Annotated in this window: 14 protein-coding genes; 12 read left to right on the top strand and 2 right to left on the bottom strand. The window is 71.2% G+C overall.

Annotated features, from left to right (window positions below):
• Positions 1-51: 51 nt before the first annotated feature.
• From ACZ7MG_RS29840 to ACZ7MG_RS29795, 10 genes are all read left to right on the top strand, one after another.
• Positions 52-747 (top strand): FMN-binding negative transcriptional regulator, encoded by a 696-nt coding sequence (locus ACZ7MG_RS29840; RefSeq protein ID WP_471393050.1) that lies wholly within the window; start codon positions 52-54, stop codon positions 745-747.
• 83 nt (positions 748-830) lie between these two features.
• Entirely contained in the window at positions 831-2159 is a 1329-nt protein-coding gene (locus tag ACZ7MG_RS29835) for a lysine N(6)-hydroxylase/L-ornithine N(5)-oxygenase family protein (RefSeq protein WP_471393053.1), read from the top strand.
• A gap of 40 nt (positions 2160-2199) precedes the next feature.
• Positions 2200-2415, top strand: coding sequence for an MbtH family protein (locus ACZ7MG_RS29830; RefSeq protein ID WP_086755833.1), 216 nt, complete (start codon positions 2200-2202; stop codon positions 2413-2415).
• Positions 2412-3317 carry a dimethylarginine dimethylaminohydrolase family protein gene (locus ACZ7MG_RS29825; RefSeq protein WP_471393057.1) on the top strand — a complete coding sequence of 302 codons (906 nt, stop codon included), beginning with the start codon at positions 2412-2414 and terminating at the stop codon, positions 3315-3317. The genes ACZ7MG_RS29830 and ACZ7MG_RS29825 overlap by 4 nt, the downstream gene beginning before the upstream one ends.
• A 376-nt stretch (positions 3318-3693) precedes the next feature.
• A complete protein-coding gene (locus ACZ7MG_RS29820) occupies positions 3694-4923 on the top strand; it encodes a cytochrome P450 (RefSeq protein ID WP_471393060.1) in 1230 nt (409 codons plus the stop codon).
• Between the two features lie 473 nt (positions 4924-5396).
• Positions 5397-5894 carry an AAA family ATPase gene (locus tag ACZ7MG_RS29815; protein ID WP_471393063.1) on the top strand — a complete coding sequence of 166 codons (498 nt, stop codon included), beginning with the start codon at positions 5397-5399 and terminating at the stop codon, positions 5892-5894.
• A gap of 171 nt (positions 5895-6065) precedes the next feature.
• On the top strand, positions 6066-7094 hold the full coding sequence (gene argC, locus ACZ7MG_RS29810) for an N-acetyl-gamma-glutamyl-phosphate reductase (protein WP_471393066.1): 1029 nt from the start codon (positions 6066-6068) through the stop codon (positions 7092-7094).
• Positions 7091-8242: a bifunctional glutamate N-acetyltransferase/amino-acid acetyltransferase ArgJ gene (argJ, locus tag ACZ7MG_RS29805; protein WP_471393068.1), complete on the top strand. Its 1152-nt coding sequence runs from the start codon at positions 7091-7093 to the stop codon at positions 8240-8242. The genes argC and argJ overlap by 4 nt, the downstream gene beginning before the upstream one ends.
• A 44-nt stretch (positions 8243-8286) precedes the next feature.
• Positions 8287-9240: an acetylglutamate kinase gene (gene argB, locus ACZ7MG_RS29800; RefSeq protein WP_471393376.1), complete on the top strand. Its 954-nt coding sequence runs from the start codon at positions 8287-8289 to the stop codon at positions 9238-9240.
• Entirely contained in the window at positions 9237-10424 is a 1188-nt protein-coding gene (locus tag ACZ7MG_RS29795) for an acetylornithine transaminase (protein WP_471393071.1), read from the top strand. The genes argB and ACZ7MG_RS29795 overlap by 4 nt, the downstream gene beginning before the upstream one ends.
• A 201-nt stretch (positions 10425-10625) precedes the next feature.
• On the opposite strand, the gene ACZ7MG_RS29790 is transcribed toward ACZ7MG_RS29795, so the two are convergent.
• Positions 10626-12158 (bottom strand): MFS transporter, encoded by a 1533-nt coding sequence (locus ACZ7MG_RS29790; protein ID WP_471393074.1) that lies wholly within the window; start codon positions 12156-12158, stop codon positions 10626-10628.
• Positions 12159-12369: 211 nt separating this feature from the next.
• On the opposite strand from ACZ7MG_RS29790, the gene ACZ7MG_RS29785 reads away from it, so the two are divergent.
• Both ACZ7MG_RS29785 and ACZ7MG_RS29780 read left to right on the top strand, forming a co-directional pair.
• The gene (locus ACZ7MG_RS29785; RefSeq protein WP_471393077.1) at positions 12370-13218 is read left to right on the top strand and encodes a TetR/AcrR family transcriptional regulator; all 849 of its coding nucleotides are present in this window, start codon (positions 12370-12372) and stop codon (positions 13216-13218) included.
• 169 nt (positions 13219-13387) lie between these two features.
• Positions 13388-15076, top strand: coding sequence for a serine hydrolase domain-containing protein (locus ACZ7MG_RS29780; protein ID WP_471393080.1), 1689 nt, complete (start codon positions 13388-13390; stop codon positions 15074-15076).
• 205 nt (positions 15077-15281) lie between these two features.
• Here ACZ7MG_RS29780 and ACZ7MG_RS29775 read toward each other — a convergent pair whose 3' ends face one another.
• Positions 15282-16547, bottom strand: a complete 1266-nt coding sequence (locus ACZ7MG_RS29775) for an acyltransferase family protein (protein WP_471393082.1) — start codon at positions 16545-16547, stop codon at positions 15282-15284.
• Positions 16548-16713: the final 166 nt, after the last annotated feature.

Here is a 16713-nt window from a genome sequence, read left to right as displayed (position 1 = left end):
AAGCGGAGGACGGAAAACCCTCCGAAGCGCCGAGAATTGGTAGGTCCGAGAATGTTCGTTCCCGATCCGTACCGGGAGCCGGACGGCTCGTGGATGACCGAGCTGATCCGCCTCAACCCCTTCGCCCTGCTGGTCTCCAACGGCCCCGCCGACGCCGACCCGTACGCCACCCACCTCCCCGTGCTCCGCGACCCGGAGTGGACCGGCGAGTGGACCGAGAACCTGGCCGGCGGCCGGCTCATCGGCCACATGAACCGGGAGAACCCCCACTGGACGGCCCTGGAGACCGGCACCCCCGTGCTCATCACGTTCACCGGCCCGCACGCCTATGTGTCGCCCACGGTGTACGACATCACCCCCGCCGCACCCACCTGGGACTTCACCTCCGTCCATGTCCACGGCGTCTTCCACAAGATCGAGGCCGCCGCCCCCGGCGAGGACTCGCTGGAGGTCTGCAAGGACACCGTGAAGGCCTACGAGCGCGATTTCGGCGCCGCCAAGGCCTGGGACATGTCCCGGTCCATCGACTACTTCGCGACGATCCTGCCCGCGGTGGGCGCTTTCCGTGTCGAGATCACCGGCGCGGAGGGGATGTTCAAGCTCAGCCAGGAACAGGACGAGGAGATCCGCGACCGGGTCCGCGAGGACTTCGCCCTCCGCGACTCCACCCAGTACCGCGAGACGGCCGGCCTCATGGACCGCATGGAGAAGACGGGCACGATCAAGGGCTGCCCGGTCCACCACTGAGTTCAACTGTCCGACCGCCACCGTCGTTGACGCCCCAAAAAGACGCAACGTACCTTTCCAGCACACCACTTGCGGGAGAATTCATGGAAGCTCACACCGAAGCGTTCGAGGTCGTGGGAATAGGATTCGGGCCGTCCAACCTGTCGCTCGCCATCGCTCTCGAGGAGCAGCGCGGAAAGGACGAGAACCCGCTCACCGCGGCGTTCTTCGAGAAGCAGCCCTCCCTCGGCTGGCACCGCAACATGCTGCTGCCCGACACGAAGATGCAGATCTCCTTCCTGAAGGACCTGGCGACCTTCCGCAACCCGGCCTCCCAGTGGAGTTTCATCGCCTATCTGCACGCTGCGGGCCGCCTCGCCCAGTTCGTGAACAACCAGGACTTCTTCCCCACCCGGAACGAATTCCACGACTATCTCGACTGGGCGGAATCGAGTTTCTCGGACCGCGTCACCTACAACAGCGAGGTGAGCGCGGTCCACCTTCCCGAGGGGCACACCGGCGGCCCCGTCGACACCGTGCGCGTCGAGGTACGGGACAACGGCCCGCGCGGCGGCACCCGTCTCGTCGAGGCCCGCAACCTGGTCGTCTCCACCGGCCTGGTCCCCACGATGCCCACCGGCATCGACCGCGGCGCCCGCGTCTGGCACAGCTCCGAGTTCCTCGGCCGCTTCAACACCCTCGACAAGGACCGCGTCCGCCGCTTCGCCGTCGTCGGCGCCGGCCAGAGCGCCGCCGAGATCACCCGGTACGTCTACGACACCGTCCCGCACGCCGAGGTCTACGCGATCATGCCGTCGTACGGCTACTCGATCGCCGACGACACCCCCTACGCCAACCGCATCTTCGACGCCGACGCCGTCGACGACTACTACGGCGGCACCGACCGCACCCGGGAGTCGTTCTGGCGCTACCACCGCAACACCAACTACGGCGTCGCCGACGACGAGGTCATCCGCGACCTCTACCAGCGCGCGTACGACGACGAGGTCGCCCGGATCAAGCGCCTGCACCTGCTCAACCTCTCCCGGGTCCAGACCGTCGAACAGACCACCGACGGGGCCCGGCTCACGATGCACTCCGTCCGGGACGACTCCACGTACGGCCTCGACGTCGACGCGATCGTCTTCGCCACGGGCTACGACGCCATGGACCCGACGCCGCTGCTGGGCGAGCTGGCGGCGCACTGCCTGCGCGACGAGCAGGGCCGGCTGCGGGTCGAACGCGACTACCGCCTCGTCACCTCGCCGGACCTCAACGTCGGCATCTACCTCCAGGGCGGCACCGAGCACACCCACGGCCTCGCCTCCGCGCTGCTGTCCAACATCGCCATCCGCAGCGGCGAGATAGCCGACGCCATCGCGATGGACCTGGCGGCCCGCCAGCACGCCCCGGCCGGTTCGAGCATCGGCTGATCAGTCAACCACTTCACGAACCAAGGGAGTTGAACCCGAGATGAGCACCAATCCGTTCGACGACGCCAACGGCACGTTCCACGTCCTCGTCAACGACGAGGAGCAGCACTCGCTGTGGCCGGCCTTCGCCCCGGTCCCGGCGGGCTGGCGGGCGGTGTTCGGCGAGGCGGGCCGGCCGGAGTGCCTGGAGTACATCGAGCGGCACTGGACCGACCTGCGGCCCAAGAGCCTCCGCGAGGCCATGGCCGCCGTATGAGCGCCCGCCGCGAGGGCGTCCTTCCCCGCCCTCGTGTGACGTCGCGCCGCCGGACACCCCTCCGGCCGGCGGCGCGGCGCCGCGGGGAGCGCACCGCCACCCGCCGCCGGTATCTGATGTGCCAGCCGTACCCGTTCGACGCGGTGGAGGCCGACCGGCCCTGGACCGACCGGACCTCCGCGCCCCTGACCTCCCGGCGGGCCCTGATGCAGTGGGGCCGCCTGTACAGCCTCTACCTGTCCCTCGGCCACGACGTCCGCCTCATCGGACCGCTGCCCGGACTGCCGGACGCGGTCCGCGCGGCGGCGACGGCGACGGTGGTCGACGGGCGGGTGCTGGGGGCGCGGCGGGGCGGTCCGGCGGGGGAGCCGGCGTATCTGGACTGGTTCCGCGCGCACGGGTTCACCGAGGTGCGGGGTGCGGTGTACGCCAACGAGGGGGCCCGGGACCATCTGGCCACCGGTCGCTGGCTGCTCGCCGGGCGTCGGCTGGGCAGCCCGCCCGAGGCGCACCGGGAGGCGCTCGACTACTTCCGGCGGCCGCTGATCAGCCTGGAGCTGGCCGATCCCCGCTTCGGTCGTCTCGACACCGCGCTGTCCGTCCTGGACGGCGACGAGATCATGTACTGCCCCGCCGCGTTCTCCGAGGTCAGCCGGGATGTTCTGGCCGGTCTCTTCCCCGACGCGCTCCTCGTCGACGAGGCCGACGCGGTCGGCTCGGCGCCGGGCCTGAACGCGGTCAGCGACGGCCTCCACGTGATCCTGCCGGAGGCGGCGCAGGGGGTCATGGACCAGCTCCGCCACCGGGGGTTCCGCCCCATCGGAATGGACCTCTCGGAACTGGTGCGCGACGACGGCGGCGTCCGATCCTGCACGCTGGAGCTGGGACCGGGCGCGTCATAGCTCGGGGGTGCGGGTCGCTTTGGCGGGTGCGGGTGAGTGGGGCTTCTCGCGCAGTTCCCCGCGCCCCTGAAAAACAGGGGCTGCGCCCCATGCTTTTCAGGCCCGCAGGGGCCTGTGTCCTTTAGGGGCGCGGGGAACTGCGCGAGCAACCACGACGCACCCGCACCCGCCAACGCACCGCACCCCCCGAGCTCTCCCGCAAAACACACCGAGGGCCGCGCCCCCACCGCGCGGCCCTCACCCATGTCCACCCACACCCCACCCCCAACCCCGAACAGTTGAACGCAATAGGAAACATACCGCTGTCCCGGTATGTTTCAAGCCATCCGGTCGGCCCGGCCGTCGGCGGACACCACGTCCCATGGATGGAGACACCATGTCGCAGGAAGTCCTCAGCCTGACCTCGAAGTTCGTCAGCACCCCCGGCGGCTTCACCGCCCTGCGCGAGCAGGCCCCCCTCGTCCGCGTCACCCTCCCGGACGTCGAGACCCCGGTCTGGCTGCTCACCCGCTACGAGGACGCCAAAGCGGCCCTCACCGACCCCCGGTTCGTCCGGGACAGCGCCAAACTCCCCGGCCAGGACGGCCCGAGCATCGCCGACCAGATGATCGAGGCGTACGGCCTCCCCGCGGAGTACCGCGACTACCTCGGCATCCTCGTGCTCGCCGACGGCGAGGACCACACCCGGATGCGCACCCTGATCACCCGCGCCTTCACGGCCCGCCGTATCAACGCCCTGCGCCCGAAGATCGAGAAGATCACCGAGGACCTGTACGCGGAGATGGCCGCCCGCGGCGAGTCCGACCTGCTGGAGAGCCTCAGCCACCCGCTGGCCGGCTTCGGGGTCTGCGAACTCATCGGCGTGGACGCGGCCGACCAGCCCCGCATCTGCGCCTGGATCCGCGACTACATCTCCGGCGACCCGGAGCGCTTCATCCCGGCCCTCAAGGGCATGGTCGAGCACTGCAAGCAGCTCATCGAGGAGCGCACCGCCGCGCCCTCGGACGACCTGATCTCCGAGCTGATCCGGGTGAGCCAGGAGGAGGGCGACTTCGGCGAGACCGAGATCATCGCCATCTTCCTGCTGCTGATCAACACGGGGATCATGCCGCCCGCCCACTTCATCGCGGACGCGATCCTCGCCCTGCTCGACCACCCCGACCAGCTCGCCCGGCTGCGCGAGGAGCCCGAGCTGCTGGCCGGCCGCGCGGTCCCCGAACTCCTCCGCTTCACCACGCCCGTGCCGATCGGCGCCCCCCTGTACGCCACCGAGGACATGGAGTTCGCGGGGATGCCCGTCCGGCAGGGCGAGGCGGTGACGACCGCGCTGCTCGGCGTCAACCACGACCCGCAGGAGTTCCCGGACGGCGCCGACAAGCTCGACATCGGCCGTGAACTCGGGCGCGGGGTGGGCCACATGGCCTTCGGACACGGCCCGCACTTCTGCATCGGCGCCGCCCTCGCCCGTCTCCAGGCCGAGGTGGTCCTGGACATCCTGTTCGTCCGCAACGACGGCCTGACCCTCGCCGTGGACCGCGAGGCCCTGGAGTACGTGGCCATGCCGGGCGACGGCATCCACCTGGTCTCCCTGCCGGTCCGCCTCTGACCCCACCGGGCCCCCGCACTCCCGCCCGGCCCCTCCCCGCACTCCCGCCCGGCCCCTCCCCGCGCCTCCCCGCGCGGCCCTTGCCCGCCTCCCGGCCTCCCCTGCCCCCTCTCCCCGCGCCTCCCCGCGCGGCCCTTGCCCGCCTCCCGGCCTCCCCTGCCCCCTCTCCACGCGCCTCTCCACGCGCCTCTCCAGGCGTCTCTCCCGCGCGCCCCTCTCCTCCCCGCCTCCCCCTCCTCCGCCCCCTCCCGCGCGGCCAACTCTGGACTGGACGCCCGCCCTTGGACGATCCTTGACGGACAGTCGTGGGGGCCGGGTTCACCTCCCTCGGACCTTCCCGTACACCCCGTACCCCTTGCGCACCTCGATGCGCATCCCGATCGACGGCCCGCCCGGAGCGGGCCGTTCGGTCATGTACGGGCTCCCCGGGGCGGTACCCGGCTCGTCCACCCAGACCCGAGAGGAGACGAGCCATGGCCGACGCGGTGCTGCCCGACCCGGTCCTGATCGTGCTGCTGGGCGCGGCCGGCAGCGGCAAGAACGCGCTCACCGGAGCCTGGCCGCCGAGCGCGGTGCTGGAACTGGACGAGTTCCGGGAGCGGATCTGTGACGACCCGGTCGACCAGGACGCGACCGGCGAGGCCGTGCACGTCCTGGGGGAGGTGCTGGAGGCGCGGCTGGCCCGCCGGCTGACCACGGTCGTCGACGCGGACGCCCCCGACCGCGCGGTGCGCGCGAAACTGCTCGACATCGCGGGCCGGCACCGCGTCCCGGCCGCCGCGCTCATCCTGACCACCCCGCTGGAGACCTGTCTGGAGCGCAACGCCCGGCGCCCGCCGGAACGCCGCGTCCCCGACGAGGTCGTACGCCTCCAGTACGCGGAGACGGTCGACGCCACCCCCGATCTGCCGGCGGAGGGGTTCGGCTATGTCGAGGCGGTGTACGGGGGGCCGTTGCGGCTGGTGGGCTGAGCCGGCCGGTGAACGGGGACGGGGGCGGGGCGGTGACATCGCGCAGATGTCGCCGCCCCGCCCCCGTCCCCCTTTTTCACCCCCCTTACTTGTCATGAACATGCTGAAACCCCTTGTTGGGCCGCTCCGCCGCCGGTTACAACGGCAATCCGTGCCGAACCGGGAGGGGTCATGACAGTGCGAGCAGCCGTAGCCGGAGCGAGCGGTTATGCGGGAGGTGAGCTTCTCCGCCTGCTACTCGGGCACCCCGAGGTGGAGATCGGCGCCCTGACGGGGAACTCGAACGCGGGGCAGCTGCTGGGCGGTCTCCAGCCGCATCTGCCGCCGCTGGCCGGCCGGGTGCTGGAGCCGACGACGACACAGGTGCTGGCCGGACACGACGTCGTGTTCCTCGCCCTGCCGCACGGCCAGTCGGCGGCCGTCGCCGCGGAACTGGGCCCGGACGTCCTGGTGGTGGACTGCGGAGCCGACTTCCGGCTGCGCCGCGCCGGCGACTGGGAGCGCTTCTACGGCTCCCCGCACGCCGGCACCTGGCCCTACGGCCTGCCCGAACTGCCGGGAGCCCGCGCGGAGTTGCGCCGTACGAACCGGATCGCGGTGCCCGGCTGCTACCCGACCGCCGTCTCGCTCGCCCTGTTCCCCGCGTACGCCGCCCACCTCGCCGAGAGCGAGGCCGTGGTCGTCGCAGCCTCCGGGACCTCCGGCGCGGGCAAGGCCGCCAAGCCGCACCTGCTCGGCTCCGAGGTCATGGGGTCGATGAGCCCGTACGGCGTGGGTGGTGAACACCGGCACACCCCTGAAATGATGCAGAACCTGAGCGCCGCCGCGGGGGAGCCGGTCTCCGTCTCCTTCACCCCGACCCTGGCGCCCATGCCCCGCGGCATCCTCGCCACCTGCAGCGCGAAGGCGAAGCCGGGGGTCACCGCCGACGACGTACGGACCGCGTACGAGAAGGCACTGCACGACGAACCGTTCGTCCAGCTGCTGCCCGAGGGGCAGTGGCCCGCCACGTCCGCCGTGTACGGGTCGAACGCGGCACAGATCCAGGTCGCCCTCGACACCTCGGCCGGCCGGATCATCGCGATCAGCGCCATCGACAACCTCACCAAGGGCACCGCGGGGGGTGCCGTCCAGAGCATGAACGTCGCCCTCGGGTTCCCCGAGGACCTGGGGCTTTCCACGATCGGAGTCGCACCATGAGCGTCACCGCAGCGAAAGGGTTCACGGCGGCGGGCGTCGTCGCCGGGATCAAACAGAACGGCAGTCCGGACCTCGCCCTCGTGGTCAACCAGGGTCCGCGGTCGGCCGCCGCCGGTGTCTTCACCTCCAACCGCGTCCAGGCCGCTCCCGTCCGGTGGACCCGCGAGGCACTGGCGGACGGCCACATATCCGCGGTCGTCCTCAACTCCGGCGGCGCCAACGCCTGCACGGGCCCCGAGGGCGACCAGGACACCCGTGCCACCGCCCGGCGGACCGCGGAACTCCTCGGCCTCGCCGACGGGGAGGTGGCCGTCGCCTCGACCGGACTCATCGGCGTACGGCTGCCGATGGACAAGCTGCTCGCGGGCGTCGGGACGGCCGCCGCCCAACTCTCGCCGGACGGCGGTGAGCGGGCCGCCGTCGCCATCAAGACCACCGACACCGTGCACAAGACGGCCGTGTACGAGGGCGCCGGCTGGACGGTCGGCGGCATGGCCAAGGGCGCCGGCATGCTCGCCCCCGGCCTCGCCACCATGCTGGCCGTCCTCACCACCGACGCCGACGTACCGAGCACCGTCCTCGGGCAGGCCCTGCGCGGCGCCACCCGGACCACCTTCGACCGTGTCGACTCCGACGGCTGCATGTCGACCAACGACACGGTGCTGCTGCTCGCCTCCGGCGCCGCCGAAGTCACCCCGGACGCCGAGGAGTTCGCCGAGGCCGTACGCGCCGTCTGCGCCGACCTCGCCCGGCAGCTCATCGGCGACGCCGAGGGCGCGAGCAAGGACATCCGGATCGAGGTGGTCGGCGCGGACAGCGAGAGCGACGCGGTCGAGGTGGGCCGCACGATCGCCCGCAACAACCTCCTCAAGTGCGCCGTCCACGGCGAGGACCCCAACTGGGGCCGGGTGCTCTCCGCGATCGGCACCACCGCCGCCGTCTTCGACCCCGACCGGCTGAACGTCGCCATCAACGACGTCTGGGTGTGCAAGAGCGGCTCGGTCGGCGACGACCGCGCCCTGGTCGACATGAGCGGCCGCGAGGTGCGCATCACCGCCGACCTCGCCGCCGGCACCGAGTCCGCCGTGATCTGGGCCAACGACCTGACCGCCCAGTACGTCCACGAGAACAGCGAGTACTCGTCGTGACCACACTCATCGAAACCGGCACCGACGCCGGACCCGACGACCATCTGACCCCCACCGGCCTGGCCGCCGACCGCAGACAGAAGGCGCTGCCCAAGGCCCACGCGCTCGTCGAGGCACTGCCGTGGATGGCCCGCCACCAGGGCAAGACCATCGTCATCAAGTTCGGCGGCAACGCCATGGTCGACCAGGCCCTCAAGGCGGCCTTCGCCCAGGACATCCTGTTCCTGCGGCACGCCGGCCTGAACCCCGTCGTGGTGCACGGCGGCGGCCCGCAGATCAGCGCCCAGCTCGAACGCCTCGGCCTGAAGTCCCACTTCACCGGCGGTCTGCGGGTCACCACCGACGAGACCATGGACGTCGTCCGCATGGTCCTCGCCGGCCAGGTGCAGCGCGAACTCGTCGGGTTGCTCAACGAGCACGGGCCGCACGCCGTCGGGATGACCGGCGAGGACGCCCGGCTGATGACCGCCGTGAAGTGCTACGCCGACGTCGACGGCGAACCCGTCGACATCGGCCGGGTCGGCGAGGTCGCCACCGTCGACGCCGGCGTGGTCCAGGCCCTCATCGACAACGGGCGCATCCCCGTCATCTCCTCCATCGCCCGCAGCTCCGACGCCAAGGACGCGGCCGGCGGCGGGGTCTTCAACGTCAACGCGGACACGGCCGCCGCCGCCCTGGCCGCCGCGCTCGGCGCCGAGATGCTGCTCATCCTCACCGACGTCGAGGGCCTCTACGCCGACTGGCCGCACAGCGAGGAGGTCATCCCGAGGCTCAGCGCGAGCGAACTGCGCGATCTGCTGCCCGGCCTGGCCAGCGGCATGATCCCCAAGATGGAGGGCTGTCTGCACGCCGTCAGCAACGGGGTGCGCACCGCCCGCGTCATCGACGGCCGCGTCAAGCACTCCATCCTGCTGGAGATCTTCACCAACGAGGGCATCGGCACGATGGTCGTGCCGGACGAGACCCGCTCCACGATCCGACGGGAGGCAGTCGCATGAGCGGCGATACGAACGGCCCCGGGGACCTCACCCGCCGCTGGCAGGGCGCCCTGATGGACAACTTCGGCACCCCCCGCCTGTCGTTGGCGCGCGGCGCGGGCACCCGGGTGTGGGACACGGACGGCAACGAGTACCTGGACCTCCTGGCCGGCATCGCCGTCAACTCCCTCGGCCACGCGCACCCCGCGATCCTGCGGGCCCTGACCGAACAGGCGGCGTCCCTCGGCCACATCTCCAACTTCTTCATGGCCGAACCGACCATCGCCCTGGCGGAACGCCTGCTGGCGCTGTCCGGCCGCGCGGGCCGGGTGTACTTCTCCAACTCCGGCGCCGAGGCCAACGAGGCCGCGTTCAAGATCGGCCGCCTGACGGGCCGTTCGCACATGGTCGCCACGCTCGGCGGCTTCCACGGCCGCACGATGGGCGCCCTGTCCCTGACCGGCCAGCCCGCCAAGCGCGCCCCGTTCGCCCCCCTCCCGGGCCCGGTCGACTTCGTCCCGTACGGCGACACGGACGCCCTGCGAGCGACGGTCACCGAGGACACCGCGCTGCTGGTGCTGGAACCCATCCAGGGCGAGAACGGAGTGGTGACCCCGCCCCCCGGCTATCTGCGGGCGGCCCGGGAGATCACCGAGGCCACCGGCACCCTGCTGGTCCTGGACGAGGTGCAGACCGGCATCGGCCGTACCGGCCACTGGTTCGCGGCGCAGGCCGAGGGCGTCGAGGCGGATGTGACCACGCTGGCCAAGGGCCTCGGCGGCGGACTGCCCATCGGCGCGACCCTGGCCCACGGCCGCGCGGCCGACCTGCTCATCCCCGGCTCCCACGGCTCCACGTTCAGCGGCAACCCGGTCGTCTGCGCGGCGGCCCTCGCGGTCCTGGACACGATCGAGAAGGACGGCCTGCTGGCCCAGGTCAAACACGTCGGCGACCACCTGCGCACCGGCATCGAGTCCCTCGCCCACCCCTCGATCTCCGAAGTCCGCGGCGAGGGCCTGCTGTTGGGCATAGCCCTACGGGACCCCGTGGCCGCCCGCGTCCAACACACGGCCCAACAGGCGGGTTTCCTCCTCAACGCCGCCACCCCGGACGTCATCCGCCTGGCCCCACCCCTGATCCTCTCGGAAAAGGACGCGACCGAGTTCCTGACCGCACTCCCGTCGATCCTGAACGCGACCCGGTAAACGACGACGACGCGCCCCCTCCATTGAATGGCGGCGCAGCCGCCTTCAAGGGGCGCGGGGAACTGCGCGACCAGCCCCATCCAACCCGCACCCGCCAACGAAACCGCACCCCCCGACCCAGTAGGCACAGCCCAAAAACCGACGGCGGGGCTCCAAGGACCACCCAAGGAGCCCCGCCGCCGTCATGACCTCACACCACCGTCAGCGAACCCCCACCACCTCCGGCACATCCTTCTCCGCGTCCACAGGCGGAGCCTCCCCCTTGCCCGCCCCCTTCATCAGGAACAGCGCCAACACAGCCGCCCCCACAACCCCCGCCGCCCCGACCGTGAAGCTGCTGGACACCGCCCCCGTGAACGCGTCCAGGACGGAGTCCAACAGCCCCGCGTCCTTCGTCCGCGCGGCCTCGGCGAGCCCGCCCCCGACGGACTCCCGCGCCACCTCCGTCGCCGACGCCGGCATCTGCGAGGTGTACGTACTGGACAGCACCGCCCCCAGCACGGCCACACCGAACGCCGCCCCCGCCTGCTGAATGGTGTCGTTGAGAGCCGACCCCACCCCCGCGTGCTCCTGCGGCACCGCACTCATCAGCGCGGCGATGGCGGCCGGCATCGCCAGCCCCGCCCCCGCGCCCATCAGCGTCATCGCCACCGACAGCGTCCCGAAGCCGTCCCCCGAGGACAGCGTCGACAGCGTGGCGAACCCGGCCGCGATGACCAGGAGTCCGCTGACGGCGAGCGCCCGGTTGCCGATCTTCTTGGCCAGCGCCGCGCCGACGCCGTTGAAGACGAGGGAGGCGACGGCGGCCGGCATGAAGGCCAGACCCGTCTTGGTGGGGGAGTAGCCCATCACCAGCTGGAGGTACTGCGTGAGGACCAGCATCAGCCCGCCGTTGGCGAACGTCAGCAGGACCAGCGAGAAGCTCGCTCCGGTGAACACCCGGTTCTTGAACAGGGAGATGGGGATCATCGGCGAGTCGATCCGGGTCTCCCAGATCCCGAAACCGACCAGGGCCACCACGCTCACGACGGCCGCCGCCAGGGTGGTCGGGTGGGTGAGGCCGTCCTTCGGCCACTCGTTGATCGTCCAGACCAGCGCGGTCATCCCGACCACCGACAGCACGGTGCCCAGCGGGTCGGGCTTGCGCCACGGCCCCTTGGACTCCGGCATCAGCACCAGCGCCGAGACGATCGCGAGCAGGGCGATCGGGATGTTGATGAGGAAGACCGCACCCCACCAGAAGTGGGCGATGAGCACACCGCCGAAGACGGGCCCGCCGACCAGACCGATCATGGCCACCGCGCTCCACGCGCCGATCGCCTTGGGCCGCTCGTCCTCGTCGAAGACGGTGATGAGGATCGACAGCGTGCTCGGCATCAGCAGGGCGCCGCCGATGCCCATCAGCACCCGGGCGAGGATCAGTGTCTCCGCGCTGCCGGCCCAGGTGGCCAGGACCGAAGCGACCCCGAAGACCGCCAGGCCGATGATCATGACCTTGCGACGGCCGTACCGGTCCGACAGGCTTCCCGCCGTCAGCAGCAGACCGGCGAAGACCAGCATGTACGACTCCAGGATCCACTGGATGTCCTGGGCGCTCGCGTTCAGGTCCTCGGCGATCGGCGGCACCGCCACCGTCAGCACCATGTTGTCGATGACCAGCACCAGCGTGCTGAGGCACAACACGATCAGGATCAGCCAGCGGCGCGGATGACGTGCGTTGACGTCGACTTCCATGACGAAACCTTTCGAACAGAGATGTGGGGCTGCTCCGGAGTTCAATAAAACCAGCAACGCGGTTTGTTATCCAGTCGATTTCGCGCCGCGGCGCTCTCGCTGTGCGGTGTGCCGGTAGTCGAACACTGTACGTGGCGCGTACAGTGTGCGCAACCCCGTACGACGTTCCGTCGGACCGGTAGGCTGATGCGCGAGACGAGGAGGAGTCCGCATGCCCGAGAAGCAGTCCAAGACGCAGCCCGAGGCGCAGCCGGAGAGGCAGCCCGAGGCGCAGCCGGAAAAGCGGTCCGGAGGACGGCCCCAAGGACGGCCCCAAGGGCGGTCCGAGGCGCGGGTGATCCAGTCCGTGTGGACCCGCCCGCAGCGCCAGAAGCGCGAACAGCCTGTGCTGAACAGGGATGTCATCGTGGCGGAGGCCGTGCGGCTGCTGGATGAGGAGGGCGCCGCCGCGCTGAGCATGCGCCGCCTCGGCACCCGGCTGAACGCGGGCGCGACCTCGATGTACTCGTACGTGGCGAGCAAGGACGAGCTGATCGAGCTGGTCGTCGACCATGTCTACGGCGAGATGGAGGTGCCCGGCCCCGACGCCGCCGCGAACTGGCGTGCCGCGGCGGCCCGTTGCGCGCACGGTGTTCGTTCGACGATCTTGCGCCACGCCTGGATCGCCCCGATGCTGGGCGAGGTGGGTGTCTCCCTGGGGCCGAACTCGATGCGGCTCACGGAGGGGATGCTCGCCATGCTGGAGGAGGCGGGCTTCGACCTGGAGCAGGCCGACCACGTGGTGCGGATCCTCTTCGCGTACGTGCTGGGCATGACCACCAGCGAGGCCGCCTGGCTCACGATGCTCGCCCGCAGCGGGCAGAGCCAGGAGGACTGGACGCGCAAGGTGTGGCCGGCCGTCGAGCAGGCCACCCGCGACTATCCGCACCTCCGCCGGCGCTACGCCGCACAGGGGGGCGGCCGTTCGTCCGAGGTCCTGGTGGACAACTTCACCTACGGGCTCGACTGGGTCCTCGACGGACTCGCGGCCCGCCTCGACCGGAGTTCCGCGCAGGGCTGACCCCGGGCCCGGCCCGCGCTCCCGGCCAACCGTCCACGGCGATCCGTACCGGCCGTGGACGGTTTTTCATTGGCCGGTAATGAACGCCGTACGGACTTGCGCACACTGTGCGCAGTTCGTACAGTGTTCCTCACGACGCACACCACACCCACCCCCCGAAGGACACGCCATGGCGAAGAAGACGCAGGGTCCGCAGGACGCACAGGGCTCGCAGGGCTCGCGGTGGAACGACCTCCGCACCTGGAACGCGACCGGCAGCTGGGAGGCCAGCGACAGCTGGGGCCTGACCGGGACCTGGACGATGGACGGCGCCTCCGGCACCTGGGGCGGCGCGACCGGCACCTTCGGCAGGGCGAACCCGGCTGAGGCACCGCGCCCCCCGGCCGCCCCGCAGCCCACCGCGGCCCCCGCCCCGGAGGCCGGGACCCCCGCCGCCGAAGCCGCGGCCCCCACCGCCGACGTCATCGAACTCGCCACCGGCCGCCGGATCGACCTCGGCCACTGGCAGCACCGCCTCGACGAGCTGCGGGAGACGCACGACGTGCCCGGCGCGACCCTCGCCTTCGTGATCGACGACGAGGTCCAGGAGCTGGCCAGCGGTGTCCTCAACCGGCAGACCGAGGTGGAGGCCACCACCGACTCCGTCTTCCAGCTCGGCTCGATCGCCAAGGTCTACACGGCCGCCCTGATCATGCAGCTGGCCGAGTCCGGCGAACTCGACCTGGACGCCCCCGTGGTCAGCGTCCTGCCGGAGTTCGCGACCATCGACCCCGAGGCCACCAAGGTCATCACCAGCCGCATGCTCCTCTCCCACACCAGCGGCCTGACCTGCGACTTCCACCTCGACACCGGGCGCGGCGACGACAGCCTGGCCAAGTACGTCGAGGCCGCCAAGGGCGTGGCGATGGACTGTCCGCCGGGCACGGCCGTGTCGTACAGCGGCATCGGGTACGTGGTGCTCGGCCGCGTGGTCGAGGTGCTGACCGGCACCACCTGGGACCAGGCCCTCAAGGACCGGCTGCTCACCCCGCTCGGCCTGACGCACACCATGACGCTCCCCGAGGAGGTCCTGCCGTTCCGCGCGGCGATGGGGCATCTCACCGGGCCGGACGGTGAGCAGGCGCTCGCCCCGGCCTGGGACCTCATGCCGCGCGCCGCGGGCCCGGCCGCCCGGGTCTGCGCCACCGCCGGCGATCTGGTCCGCTTCGCCAAGCTGCATCTCGACGCGGGCAAGGCGGCCGACGGCACCCCGCTCCTCGGCCCCGACTCGGTCGCCGCGATGCAGCACCGCGAGACCGATGTCCCCGACAAGTGGACCGTGAGCGCCGACGGCTGGGGCCTCGGCTGGACCCTCTACGACTGGGACGGCGTCCCCGGCTTCGGCCACGACGGCGCCTCCATCGGCCAGTACGCCTACCTCCGCGTGGTGCCGGGCACGGGCGTGGCCGTCGCGCTCCTGACCAACGGCGGCGGCTCCCGCCTCCTCTACGCCGACCTCATGCGCGAACTCCTCGCCGACCTCGCCGACGTCACCATGCCCGCCCCCTTCGCCCCCGCCGAGCAGCCGCCCACCGTCGACATCACCCCCTGGGCCGGCACCTACAAGCGCGAGGGCGTCCTCATCACCGTCTCCGAGCGCGACGGCAAACCCCACCTCGTCTACGCCTTCGTCGACGGCATGGCCGGCTACTCCCCGGACCTCGAAATGGACCTCGTCCCCCTCACCGACACCGTCTTCGCCGGCGCCGGCGGCGGCGCCTCCTTCACCGAGGACTGGATGCCGGTCGTCTTCACCACCACCCCCGACGGCACCCGCTACGCCTACATCGGCATGAGGGCGGCCCCGAAGACGGCGTAAGCGGTCGTCCGGGGGGTCTTGCTGGGGGTCTTCCTGGGGAGAGCAGGGGGCGCAGCCCCCGCTCTCCCCAGGGGCGCGGGGAACTGCGCGACCAGCCCCCACCCACCCGCACCCGCCGAACCAACCGATCCCCCCGAGCTCACAGGCGAAGACACACACGAACGCCGGCCCCCAAGGGACCGGCGTTCACGCACACCCCCCACCCTCAAGCGGAGCGCTCCGGCACGGCAACCGGAGCCGACCGAATCCGGAACCGCTTCAGCAACGGCATCTCCACGAACGTGTACGACAGCCACCCCGCCAGCACCGACAACGCCAGCACGAACGGCAGCAGAGCGAAGAACGCCCCCGTCCCGAGCTGCCCGAAGTCACTGTCGAGCAGGTACCAGACGGTCACCTGCATGACGATCAGGTGCCACAGGAAGATCCCGCAGGAGTTCCGCCCCAGCCACACGATCGTCGGCCGCGCCAGCAACCGCTCGGGCCCACTGCCCTGCGCCAGCAGCAACGGCGCCGCGAGCCCGACCGCGATCACCATGTGGCAGACGTACTTGACCGCGGCCTCCTCCTTGGTGAGCGAGATCGACGCGATGCTGCCCGCCCACTCGGTGTTCGCCAGCGCGTACGCCACCGCCGCCGCGCCCCAGAAGGCCCACGGCCGCCCGCGCACGAGCTCCACGAAGGCGAGCCGCTGCCCGGTGCGCGCCTTCGCCGCGACCAGGGCGAGCAGCATGCCGGCCGCCAGGAACCCGAGGTAGCCGCGCAGCCACCACAGCGACGGCGGGCCCAGCGGACTGGACGGGCTGGTGGCGACCAGCCAGGTGAAGTCGGCGACGATCACCGCGGTGAGCAGCGCCCCGGCGAGCTTCAGGTTCTTGGTCGCCCGCAGCGCCTTGTGCAGCACGAACGCCACAACGGGCAGCGCGATGTAGTAGTGCACCTCGGTGGCGAGGCTCCAGGTCTGCGCCCAGTTGGTCATGCCCGGATCCGTGCGCAGGTCCGCCCAGTTCTGCACATGCTGCACGGTCAACAGCCGCAGGGTGCGCCAGCCGTCGCCGAGCTGCTCGCGGTTGAACACCAGCAGCGCGGTGATCATGAACAGCCAGTACGCCGGGAAGATCCGCAGGACGCGGTGCCAGAAGTAGTGCAGGGTGTTCGGCGCCTTGCGGCTGCCGAGCGCGGCGTCGGCCCAGGGGCGGTAGAGCAGATAGCCGCTGATGATCAGGAAGATCGGGATGGCCACCAGGAAGCCGGTCATCACCGGGGCGAAGGGGCCCGGCTTGCCGGTCTTGTCGATGAGCGCCCCGGTCCACTGCGCGAGATGCGCGACGAGCACCATCAGCGTGGCGACCGCCCGCAGCCCGTCCACCGCGGGCTCGAAGGTCCGTTCGGCCCGTACGGGGGATGCCCCGCCGCCGGCCGTGGCACTCGCCGGCGGTGCCGGTCGAGGTCTGTCCAGGGAAGTTGTCACGGCGAGGGCCTCTCGTCTCGGTGAGCGGTGCGGAAGATGCCGGGACGCTAACAAACCACTCACGCGGTTTTCCAGATTGGCGAAAAGTGGCCGGTCTCCCTCCGCTCGCGCTCACCCTGGCCTCGGAGGCTGTCGGCCAGGTGGGCTGCGGTGCGGGTAACTCCCG

The sequence above is a fragment of the Streptomyces sp. NPDC107538 genome (assembly GCF_055657445.1).
Note: the sequence above shows the minus strand (reverse complement) of the source record. Positions and strands in the feature narration are given on the sequence as shown.